This window comes from bacterium (genome assembly GCA_019912885.1).
GTDB lineage: Bacteria > Lernaellota > Lernaellaia > JACKCT01 > JACKCT01 > JAIOHV01.
Map to the genome: position 1 here is coordinate 15,933 of JAIOHV010000091.1, position 11,618 is coordinate 27,550.

The window sequence follows — 11,618 nt, forward strand, 5'->3', positions numbered from 1 at the left end:
CGTCGATGAATTGGGAGGCGCGTTGAACCAGAATTTCGATTTCGATTACGTGGTCGTGGGCTCCGGATTCGGCGGCTCGGTGTCGGCGCTACGCCTGACGGAAAAAGGCTACCGAACCTTGATCCTCGAATGCGGGCGGCGATTCGAGGACGGCGAGTTTCCCAAAACAAACTGGAACGTACGCAAGTATCTCTGGGCGCCGATGCTGAAGTGCTTCGGCATCCTGCGTTTATCGCTGTTTTCCGACGTGTTTATCCTTTCGGGTTCCGGTGTCGGCGGCGGATCGCTCGTTTACGCGAACACGCTCTACGTGCCGCCGGATGACGTCTTCCGGTCGGCCAACTGGCCCGACGGGCGCGACTGGCTCGCCGAGATGCGCCCGTTTTACCGCACGGCGCAAGCGATGCTCGGCGTGACGCAGAATCGCTTCGAAGGCCCGGCCGACGCGGCGCTGCGCGCGGTGGCCGACGAAATGGGGGTCGGCGATACTTACATCCGCACGCCCGTCGGCGTGTATTTCGGCGAGCCGAACCGCACGGTTTCCGATCCGTTCTTCGGCGGCGCGGGCCCCGATCGAACCGGCTGCAACTTTTGCGGAGGTTGCATGACCGGCTGCCGATTCGGCGCGAAGAACACACTTCGAAAAAACTATCTCCACTTCGCCGAAAAACTCGGGTGCCGAATCCTGGATCGCCGCACGGTGACGGATATCCGTCCTCTCGAGGACGGCGGGTACGCGATCCACCACGAACGCACCGGCGCGTGGTTCTTGAAGGACCGCCGGGTGACGCGCGCGGGAGGCGTGGTGCTGTCGGCGGGCGTGCTCGGCACGATGCGGCTGTTGCTCAGGTGCAAGGAGCGCGGCAGCCTGCCGAACCTGTCCGATCGCCTGGGCGACGAGGTGCGCACGAACAGCGAGTCGATTCTCAGCGTGACGGAGACCGGCGACGTCAATCATTCGCACGGCATTGCGATCACGAGTTCGATCTACCCGGACGAGCACACGCACGTGGAGGTGGTTCGATACAGCAAGGGTAGCGATCTATTGGCGGGGATCACAACAGTGATGCCGGAAGGCGATGGCGACGGGCCTCGGTTTCGCTCCTGGGCGCGCGCCGTGATGAAACGGCCGGGCGCGTTTTTACGCATGCTGATTCCGTTCGGGTGGGCGCGGCGGACGACGATCCTGCTCGTCATGCAGACAATCGATAGCTCGATGCGTTTTGTGCTTCGCCGCCGCTGGTTCAATCTTTTCGGGCGATCGCTCGACACGGATATCGGCGACGGCCCGCCGATTCCGTCGTACATCCCGATCGGCAACGAAGTGACGCGGCGCTTCGCCGCGCGTCGCAACGGCGTGGCGCGCACATCGGTCACGCAGGCGGCGTTCGGCACGCCGATCACCGCGCACATCCTCGGCGGCGCGGCGATGGGCGCGACCGCCCGGACGGGCGTCATCAGCGACAAGAACGAGGTGTTCGGCTATCCGAACATGTTCGTGTGCGACGGGTCCGCGGTGCCGGCGAACCTGGGCGTGAATCCGAGCCTGACGATCACCGCGATCGCGGAGCGCGCGATGAGTTTTATTCCCGCACGCGCTCACGCGCGGCCGGCGATTGATCCGGCATGGATGCAAACGCGCGTGCGCGACATCGAAAACGAAATCGCGCGGACGGGCAGTCGGAATATGCAATCTCGCGGGTAGCGGATCATCCGCCCCCGTTTTTTTGAAGGGACGTACCATGCGTTGGAGTGTCTTTTTAATTTTGCTTGCCGGCGCGCTCACGGCGTTTTCCGGCGCCGCGCCCATCGCGAGCGCCGCGCCGATCGCTCCGGAGTTCGCCATCAACACCTCTACGGAACATCCGCAGGGCTGCCCGGACGTGGCGGCGCTTCCGAATGGCGATTTCGTCGCGGTCTGGGAATCGCACACCATGACGGCGGATCTCATCAATTCCTACGGTCGTCGCTTCGACACGAACGGCGCGCCACTTTCCGGCGAAATATTGCTCAACACCTCAAACCCGGAGGACCAGGAATATCCCGAGATCGTGATGCGGCCCGGCGGAGGTTTTCTGGCGGCCTGGCACATGGGGCTGGGCACGGGCGACGCGGACGCGTACGCACAACTGTTCGATGCGACGAACGCGAAAGACGGCGGCGAGTTTGGGCTCAACGATTACACGGCGCTTCATCAGTACTACCCGCAAATCGGGATCGCACCGGACGGAACGTTTGTCGTGACGTGGTCGTCGATGGATCAGGACGGATCGAGTGACGGCATCTACGCGCGCATGTTCGAAGCCGACGGCGATCCGGTCGACGCCGACGAATGGCGGGTGAATGTCGAGACCGACAGCTCGCAGTTTCGTTCGGTGATCGGCATGGACGCGGACGGGGATTTCGTCATCGCGTGGCAATCGCTCGCGCAGGACGGCGACGGCTGGGGCGTTTTCCTGCGCCGGTTCGACGCGGACGGCACGCCGCTTTCGGCCGACGACGTTTTGGTGAACACGGAAACGAGCGGACATCAGGCGCAGCCGGAGATCGCGATGAACGCCGCCGGCGATTTCGTCATCGTGTGGCACTCCGAGGGCCAGGACGGCGACGGATACGGCATCTTCGCGCAGCGATACAACGCCGCGGGCGTCGCGCTGACGACCGAGTTGCCGGTCAACGTTTACACGGCCGGCCAGCAGTCCGCGCCGCAGATCGCCATCGCGGATGACGGATCGTTTGTCGTCGCCTGGAGTTCGCAGGAACAGGACGGCGACGGATACGGCGTGTACGCGCGTAAATTCGACGGCACGGGCGACGCCGTCGGCGACGAGTTTCGCGTCAACGTGACGACCGCGTCGGACCAGAACGAAGCCACGGTCGCGATGTTTTCCGAGACGCGTTTTGTCGTCGTCTTCAAGTCGTGGGCCGGCGATACGGACGAGCAGGACGTGTGGGGACGAATTTTCGAGTGCGTTGTCGATCAGGAATGCGACGACGAGGACGCGGGAACGAACGACACGTGCGAGGATGGTTTATGTACATTCACCTCGGTCGATGACGACGACGACGACGCGGACGATGATGACAGCGCGGACGATGACGACACCGACGACGACGCGGATGACGACGCAACCGATGACGACGGCAACGACGACGATGCGTTTGACGACGACTCCGAAGACGCGGCGGACGACGACGACGACGACGATAATGACGACGACGACGGCTGCTGCGGCTGCTGATCGCGTGCGTTTTTTTGCCGCGTTGGCCGCGGCCGTCCTTTTTCTCGCGGGCTGCGCCTACACGGACGATGCGGCGACAAATCAGCCGGCGCCGGCACTCGCATCACCCGATGACGACGCAAATGCCGGCGGCGATGCGTCGATTTTTCCGCCGGACGACGGGCGGCTATACGCGGGCGCGTCGCGGGCGGTCATCACGCCCAATGCCGGCAATCACCCCGAGACGATCTATCTGGGCGGTCTGTTTCCCTCGCGCGTCGCAACCGGCGTGCACGACGACCTGCTCGCGTCGGTTGTCGTGCTGGCCCGCGGCGCCCAGCACGTGGCGATCGTGAGCCTGGATTTGCTCGGATTTTCACGGACGCGCGGGCGCGAGATTCAGGAGTCGCTCGCGGCCTTCGGCATCGATCCCGAACACGTCCTTATCGCCGCGACGCACACGCACGAGGCGCCGGATACGCTGGGTGTTTTCGGGCCGGATGTTTTCACGAGCGGCGTTTCGCCTGACTACATGCGTTTCGTGCAGGACGCCGTCGCGGACGCCGTGCTGCGCGCGTTCGCCGACCTGACGCCGGTGACGCTGACCGCGACGGCGGCGACGGTCAAAATCGACGCCTCCAACTTCGCGGCGCTGACAAACGATTTTCGCGAGCCGATTGTCGTCGTGCCCGAAATCGGCGCGATGGAATTCGTCGCCGACGACGGGCGCGTCGTGGCGACGGTCGTCAACGGGCATTCGCATCCGGAGGTGATGCTGAACGAGACGCTCGTGTCGTCGGATTTTCCGAGTTGGCTGCGGCGGCGCGTCGAGGAGCGGCGCGGCGGCGTGGCCGTTTACATTTCCGGCGCGGTCGGAGGGTTGGCGACGCCGACGGGCGTTTCCGTGCCCGCGAGGGACGAGGCCGGCGATCCGATCGTCGATGACAGCGGCGATCCGCTGATGTTGACGGCGCCGAGTTGGGATAAGGCGCGAAGCCTCGGCGTCGTGCTCGCGGATTTCGCGGTCGACGCGCTCGACGCGGCGACGCCCGAAGTGGATCCGGGGTTATACGTCGATGTCCGCGAGCTGGTCATGCCCGTGGAAAGCATCGTCCTGAAGCTCGCGTTTCTGACCGGGCTGATCGAATACGACGCGCGCGATCTTCGCCGCGACATGCCGGGTTTGTGCGGCGCGTTCGGCTGCGCGTCGGAGCGGCTCGCGGTCGTGGGCGTCGGCCCGTTGATGCTTGTCAGCTCGCCGGGCGAGACGTTTGCGGAGACGTGGATCGGCCGCGAGGAGACGACGATCGATTTTGAGGGTTGGGGCGAGGAGACGTTCGGCGCGATTCGCGGGCTCGTCGAGGACATCGCCGCCCCCGTCGCGATGCACATCGGCCTTTGCGGCAACGAGATTGGGTATCTCATCCCCGAGGGCGATTTTCATACACGCGCGCACCCGGATTATTATGAAGAGGATTTGTTTCTCGGCTACGATACCGAGACGATCTATCGCGAAACCGCGCGCGCGATGATCTTGCGCGCGAACGACGCGGCGCGCTGATGGTTACGACGCGGGGACGATGGTGACGTGACCGCCGCGCCAGGCGGAAATCGCGACGGGTTCGAGGTTTTCGTCGAGCGCGCTCGATTGCTCTTCGTCGAAGGAAATGTCGGTCGAACCGGCGACCTTGATGCGGAATGTCAGCGTCGCGGCGGGCTCGCCGACCTCCAGCATCACGTTCGGAACGCGGCCGGCGCGCGACGCGCCGAGGACCGCGCCGGGCTTTGTCGCGACGCCGTGCGCGATCGACTCGCCGTCCGCGCCGAGGGCGGCGTCGGGGGTGACCGCCGTCAGTTCGATGATGTCGGTTTCGAACGCAAGGCGTGCGCCCAGGCCATAGAGCGAGACGGCATCGCCGACGAGGCGCAGCGTGAACGTGTTCGATTTGGCCTCGCCGAACGTGAGGCGGATTTCGCCGTCGCCGCCCGCTTCGTCCGGCGTGAATTCGACGGCGAACGCGGGGCCGTCGTCCTTGTCGTCCCCGCCGCCGTTATCGCCGACGCCGCAACTGCAACTTGCGGCGAATATCGGAAGCGCAACGATGAGCGCAAACAGCGCGATGGTCCGGAAACGCTCAGCCATCGATCTTGCCCTCCCGCCCGAAATTGCCCGTTACGAGCGCGACGTCCGCGTCGTCCACGATGCCGTCGCGGTTGAAATCCGTTTCGGCGAAATAATTCCATTTCGATCCGCTGAACGCCTCGCCGCCCCAGGTCCACGCGGCGTAAACCAGGTCGAGGCCATCCACGACGTTCGACCCGTCTACGTCACCGGCGAGCGCGAAAACCTTGTCGCCCCAGATGCGGAAGGAGGGATCGACGGCGGCGCCGCGCGGCCGCCCGTCGAGAGGCAGCACGACATCCGCGACGCCGTTTTCAAGCGGAAGCCGGATAACGCCCGGCTCGTCGCTCGCGGCGTCATACAGGGCGACCTCCACGGGCAGATCGAACGGCTCGCCGGATTGCGTCTCCTTGATGCGCACCCGGATCAGGTTCGGGTTTTGCTCATCCTCGCCGGGGAACTCCATGGCGATGCTGTAGATGGGAAACCCGCGGCCGTACGCCCATCGCTCGAAAAGTTCCGTGAGATCGCGGCCGGACACCTCTTCGAGCTTTTCGCGGAAAGCGTCCACCGTGGTGAGCGCGCCACCGGCGTCCATCGAGTGTTCGGAGGCGTATTCGGACATCGCGACGAAGAAGTCGTCCCCAAGCAGCCATTCGAGGATGCGCAGGAAGTGCGCCCCCTTCCAGTACGTCGCGGCCTGGTATCGCAGGCTGTCGGACGAAAACGCGCCGTCGCCGGAGAGCGTCGCCTCGCCGTCAGGCGCGATGACGATCTGGAAGTAGCGGAAGTAAAATTCGTAGAGGTAGTCCTGGTAATACGCGGGCCAGACCTCGTATCCGTACAGGCGCGAGGAGTATTCCGCGAAGCCCTCGTTCAGCCAGGGCGACTGCGTGTCGCCGAGGCGAATCATGTTGCCCCACCACTGGTGGCCGATCTCGTGCGAGAAGATCGACTCCGAGGAAAAATTCTCGGGATCGGTGGTGAGCGCGGAGGCGTAGTAGAACGTGGCGGACTGCGGTCCGACGCCGCCGCCGAGCTCGTCGATCGTTTGCACGACGTCGTGCTTGTTGAAGATGTAGGGCGAAAAGACGGACTCGTAAAAGTCGATGATATCCGCGCTGATATCGGCCCACGCCTGCCCGAAGTCGAGCGCGCCGGTGTGGACGAGCGCGGTCACGGGCACACCGCCCGGCGTGACCGCATCGAACGTCTCGAACGGCGCGTAAGCGAAACCGACGTACGTCACGGGAAACGCGGCCTCGAAATGATGCACGAGCCGGTCGCCGAGATCCTCGATCTCGACAAGATCGGCCGTGGTGACGGCGATGTAGCCCGGCGGCGTCTCGATATGCAGCGCCATCGCGGCGTCCATGTAGAGCTCTTCGATGAGATAGGGCGCGGGCACGGCGAGCCAATCGGCGATCGGCGTGAAGACGATCTGTTCGCTCACGTAGCAGAACGTCATGCCGAAAAAGTCGTCGGGGTCGCATGCGGGGACGCCGGCATTCGAGACGTGCAGCGTGACGGTGTCGTTGGCGTTCAGCGTCGCGGGCAGCGTAACGACGGCGACGAAGTCCTCGGGAACCCAGATGACATCGAGCGCGTTGGCGTCGCCGTCCGTGACGGTGAGCGTGCCAAGGTTATCGAGATAGAGTTCGGCCACATTGACGCCGTCTTCCTCCGCCGCCAGCACGAGTGTGGTGTCAACGGCGATCGAGCCCGTGGCTTCGTCGGCGTCGATCGACACGTCGATCGAAACGGCGGAAAGCGGATTGCCGGCCTTGCCCGCCTTGCGATTCATAAGACGCGAAAGGCGCGCGAGGCGCGCGCGCGTCGCCTGGACCTCAACGGAGGGCGAAATCTTCGGTGCGGCGTCGCGCATGGCGCGAGCCTTCGCCGCCAGATGGCCGCCCGGACCCGGCGCGGCGATGGCGGCCACTGCCGCGAAAAGCAGCACCGTAAAAGCAGAGAATAGGCGTTTCAAGATAGATCCCCGATGTCGTTACCCGGCCTGAATTCGATGAATGGAGCATAGCACGACGGCGCACCATTGAAACCGCGACTTCGGCGCAAGAAGCGATTTCGCCTGGGCTTCAGGGTTCGCGCACGAGGTCGATTGCGATCAGGGCGTGCGGCGGCGCCGTCATCGACGTGCGGGCGCCGGCGCTTGTCCAGGGGATCTCGACCGGCGCCGCGGCGGGTCCGGGCTTATCGACCGTACCCGGCGCATAAGCGGTCACGCTTGCGACGGACCATTCTTCCGGCGCGTCGATCGTCAGCGGCCGCGGATCGACAAATTCGCGGTTGAGGACGATGACCGACGCGTGGCGGTTGATGACATCGACGAAACCCGCCGCGCGCGCGATCGGGTAACTCAGCGTTTTTGTTTTCGAATCAAAGGCGCGAAGCGGGGATTGCACGTCCACCTTCGCGGATCGGCCATGAAGGCGCTCGGCGATCATGCGCGTGACGCGGTAAGACGGCATCTCGGCAAGCTCTCCGTCGACGATGCGAAACGGGTTGTACCACGGTTCGAACAACAATTCGCCGGAATCGTCGAAATTGATCGCCATGTGCTGGCACACGTCTTTGATACGCATCTCGTCGTAGAGCAGCAGCATGTCGGCGATGCCGAGTCCCACGGCCGCCGTATCGCCGAGCTTGAACCCCAGCTTCGAGAACGCGCCGGCGACGTGGTATTCCGTGACGACGATATCGAGCGGCACGAAGCGGGGAATCGCCGCAAGACCAAGGCGCAGCTCGTGAAAAAGCGGCGCGAAGATTTCGGAGCCGGCCAGGATGATCGCCGGCGCGTTGCGTTCCGGGTAGCCGAGCTCGGCCGCGTCGTCGACCTGGTAGTGGTGGATCACCACCGCCTCGACCGCTGGATGCTGCAATAAAGGCTCGAGCGCCCCAAGCGCCTTGTTTAAACCGCCCCACCCGGTCATCGAGGCCTGCGTCAGCGGAACGCGAAACCGCGCGGCGGGTTCGACGGCGAGCACGGCGTCGATGTACGCCAGGGCGCGCGCGGAGAAGTTCGCGGCGCCTGAAGCGGGGCGGCCGTGCCAGTCCGGATCGCCGCCGCCGATCGCGAGCGGATTGGCGTACGAATACGGCCCATAGGTGAGAAATCCCGTGTTCCAGAATCCGTACGACTCGTTGCCGATTTCGAAAACCGGCACGTCGTATGGCGCGGGATGGCCCCAATGTTGCCGCGCTTGCGCCGCGTCGCTCGCCGCCGACTCGCCATTCAGGTGCATGACGTAACGCGCGGCCTCGTCCGCGGTGCCGGAGCCGAAGTTCAACGTCACGCGCGGATCGGCGTCGATCTCGTCGACGATCGCGAAGAACTCGAACGGCGCCATGTTGTCCTCGGGCGTGACAGCGCGGTCCTGGCGCACGAGATCCCAGAAGTGATAGCCGTCGCCGCCGAGCGTTCCGTCGATCTGCAATCCCGAAAAACGCACGAGCGGCCGATTTCCGCTCGCGGCGCGAACCTGCGCAAGCCGCGCGAAGGCTTCCGTCAGCGCGGGCGTGCGCCACTCGGGGTGGACGGGATCGTCCGGCGGCGCGTACCAGGTGCCGCGCCCGACGTTCCACCCAACAAGGTGCGTCGTGGGGCGCGAGGACGTGGGGTGAAAAACGAGATGGACGTCGCCCTTGGGCAGAACGGGGTCATCCACCACGTCGCCGCCGTCGTCGTCGCCGGCGCCCGCGGTGTCATCGCCGGCGAGGTTGGCGCCGTGGAGCGTGGTGTCGCCGCCGGAGGGATCGTCCGCGCATGCCAAGGCGAACGAGATAGCAAAAAGGGCCAGAAGAATGAAAATCCGTCGTGTGATTTGGCGCATCAGATCTCCGCGATCGCGGCCAGGCGCTCGCCCGCGGCGCGAGCGCCGGCGATGTTTCGCGCGGCAGGGCCAAGTTCGAGCTCCGCAAGCGCACCGGTCACGTGGATACCGTTGCCCCAGGAAAGATCGTAATTAACGCGTGGAAATCCGTCGGGCGCAAGGGGCAGGCCGAAATCGTCGATAACGCGATCGAGCCACGCGCCGCCGGGCCGCTTCTCTCCGAATCCGGTGTCGAGAATGACCGAGCCGGCGCGCACCTCGCGGCCGTCGGAAAGCGCCAGCGTCACGCCATCCGCATCTTCGGTCGCCCGCGTGACCGCGCCGAGCCGATGCGTGACGCGCCCGTCTCGTTCGAGGCTCTCCAGGCGCTCGGCCGCGTCGGGCGTGACGCTACCGCGATACCGCGCGCGCTCGATGATCTCGCGCCGGCGGACGAGATCGGGCTCTTGATGAAATCCGCGCAGAAATTTCGGCCCGAGCCAGCCGGGATCGCTGTCGAAATCGTGCACCTCGGATTCGCGGCGCGAGATGAGCGTCACCTCGCCGGGGCGCGACACGGCGTGGTTGATCGCCGTGTCGTACGCCGAAAGCCCACCGCCGATCACCACGACGGGGCTTTCGTGCTCCCATTCCTCGCGCAAGAAGCCTGGCTCAAAGATGTGCCGAACGCGGCGCGGGGAAAGATGCCTGCCCCACTCGGGCACGCGCGGCGTGTCGGTCGGCGAAAGGGCCAGCAACACGCGCCGCGCGTCGATGGCGCCCCGATCCGTTTCGGCGCGCAAGCCGCCGCCCATTCGCGCAAGCCCGGAGACGGTGGCGCGCTCGATGAGCGGCGCGACGCGATAGCGTTCGATCGCCGCCCGCGCGTGCGCCAGAAACAACGCCAGCGACGGACGGCTGTACGGACCCGCGAAGTCGCGAAATCCGCGACCGCGCGGCGTGGCGACGAAACGTTCGATCGGGAAATCGCGCAGGGCCACGTGATGCACCGACGGTGAACGCAGATGCGTCATCCCGGTGTTGCTGGCGCATTCGTTGAAGCGCGCAAGCGGCGTGCCGTGCGCGTCGACAAGACGAACGCGCGCTCCCGCCGCACCAAGACGCGCGGCGAGCACGACCAGCAGATGAAGGCCGTGAACGCCGCCGCCGATGATGAGCCAATCGATCATCGCGTATCAGCGTATGCGAAAACGCGCACCGGCGCCCCGTCGGCGCCGGCGGCCGATCAGGCGCCGGCGGCCAGGCTGTAATGGCCCTTGCCGTCGCGCGTGAGCTTTCCGGCGCGAACGAGGCGGCCGAGCGTCGCGTACATGACCGCGGGCGATCCAACGTAGCCGACGCGCTGCAAACCCTCGCCGATCTGCTTGGGATTCGCCGGCTTTTTTCGCCCGGAGAGCACCTTCATGATCATCGGCGAGATAGGCTGCTTGCTGCGCCGGCGGGCCTTTTTGACTTCCTTGCGCAACCGTTCGGTGAGTTCCGTAAGCAGCTCGAGGGACTTTCGTTTTTCGGCCAGTTGAAACTCTAACGCCTCGATATCACGATTGAGATTCCGAATTTCCTGTTGCAAAGTTTTTGTCAATTCGCCGGCCATACGATCCCCTCCGCGGAAACGATGAAGTAGGTGGAAAATTAAAGATGATCGAGCGCTATGGCACGCTATCACCAAAACGAATCGTCTTTCAAGCGCTTTCGTTTATCGCCGTTCCCATTGGGAATTTTTTGCGCATGGGCGCGCCGCCAGGGCCATTCGCGGCCGGCCTCATTCGGGCCCGCCAGGCGAATTCGACATCAAAATTGAAGCCGGGCGAGCCGGATAAGTAGAATCCGACTTGCGAGTTCTCATTTTCGGCCATTGTCGTCACAACGCGGGGATAATTCCCCCGCGCCGCGAGCGCGCGCTTCAGGCCGTATCCGGTGGCGTCTCGTAAATGGCCAGCGCCTCCATCTCGATCAACAGTTCCGGACGGCACAGGCGCGCCTCGATGCCCGTGCTCGCGGGAAATGCGGTCAGGCCGACACTCTTGAAAAACTCCGAGCGCAGGCGACTCATCGGGCCGTAGTCGCGATCGATGTCGCGAAAGTAAAACGTCGTACGAACGACGTCGTTCCACGATGCGCCCTGGCCCGTCAGCAGTTCGCTGACATTTTCGAACATGCGCGCGGCCTGGGCCGCAAGGTTTCCCGGCGCGACGGACTCGCCGCGCTCGTTCACCGCCGCGGTGCCGCTGATGTAAAGGTGCGTCACGCCATTCGCATCCACGCGATAGGCGCGCGAAAACGGAACCGGGTTTTCGTAGTCGTAGGCCTCGTTCAACACGCTTTTCGCGCTGACGGGCCGCTTTTTCAGGGTCATGGTTTCTCCGAAAGGGGCGGGATTCGCCGCGATCGGCCGGATCGGGCGAGTTTCGTGGGGCGGCGCGG

9 protein-coding genes are annotated in these 11,618 nt (G+C 64.8%); 3 read left to right on the plus strand and 6 right to left on the minus strand.

The window, feature by feature from the left end; translation table 11 throughout:
• Positions 1-10 precede the first annotated feature (10 nt).
• Both K8I61_07935 and K8I61_07940 read left to right on the plus strand, forming a co-directional pair.
• A complete protein-coding gene (locus K8I61_07935) occupies positions 11-1,705 on the plus strand; it encodes a GMC family oxidoreductase (protein MBZ0271952.1) in 1,695 nt (564 codons plus the stop codon).
• Positions 1,706-3,120: 1,415 nt separating this feature from the next.
• The gene (locus K8I61_07940) at positions 3,121-4,782 is read left to right on the plus strand and encodes a hypothetical protein (GenBank protein ID MBZ0271953.1); all 1,662 of its coding nucleotides are present in this window, start codon (positions 3,121-3,123) and stop codon (positions 4,780-4,782) included.
• A gap of 3 nt (positions 4,783-4,785) precedes the next feature.
• Here the strand turns inward: K8I61_07940 and K8I61_07945 are convergent, their stop codons facing one another.
• From K8I61_07945 to K8I61_07965, 5 genes are all read right to left on the minus strand, one after another.
• Positions 4,786-5,364, minus strand: a complete 579-nt coding sequence (locus tag K8I61_07945; GenBank protein ID MBZ0271954.1) for a hypothetical protein — start codon at positions 5,362-5,364, stop codon at positions 4,786-4,788.
• Positions 5,357-7,330, minus strand: a complete 1,974-nt coding sequence (locus K8I61_07950) for a hypothetical protein (GenBank protein ID MBZ0271955.1) — start codon at positions 7,328-7,330, stop codon at positions 5,357-5,359. Before K8I61_07950 ends, K8I61_07945 begins: the two co-directional genes overlap by 8 nt.
• Positions 7,331-7,439: 109 nt before the next feature.
• On the minus strand, positions 7,440-9,194 hold the full coding sequence (locus K8I61_07955; protein ID MBZ0271956.1) for a hypothetical protein: 1,755 nt from the start codon (positions 9,192-9,194) through the stop codon (positions 7,440-7,442).
• Entirely contained in the window at positions 9,194-10,363 is a 1,170-nt protein-coding gene (locus K8I61_07960) for an NAD(P)-binding domain-containing protein (protein ID MBZ0271957.1), read from the minus strand. Before K8I61_07960 ends, K8I61_07955 begins: the two co-directional genes overlap by 1 nt.
• A gap of 56 nt (positions 10,364-10,419) precedes the next feature.
• The gene (locus K8I61_07965) at positions 10,420-10,788 is read right to left on the minus strand and encodes a hypothetical protein (protein MBZ0271958.1); all 369 of its coding nucleotides are present in this window, start codon (positions 10,786-10,788) and stop codon (positions 10,420-10,422) included.
• A 44-nt stretch (positions 10,789-10,832) separates the two neighbouring features.
• On the opposite strand from K8I61_07965, the gene K8I61_07970 reads away from it, so the two are divergent.
• Entirely contained in the window at positions 10,833-11,018 is a 186-nt protein-coding gene (locus K8I61_07970) for a hypothetical protein (protein ID MBZ0271959.1), read from the plus strand.
• A gap of 79 nt (positions 11,019-11,097) precedes the next feature.
• Here the strand turns inward: K8I61_07970 and K8I61_07975 are convergent, their stop codons facing one another.
• A complete protein-coding gene (locus K8I61_07975; GenBank protein ID MBZ0271960.1) occupies positions 11,098-11,550 on the minus strand; it encodes a RidA family protein in 453 nt (150 codons plus the stop codon).
• Positions 11,551-11,618 lie beyond the last annotated feature (68 nt).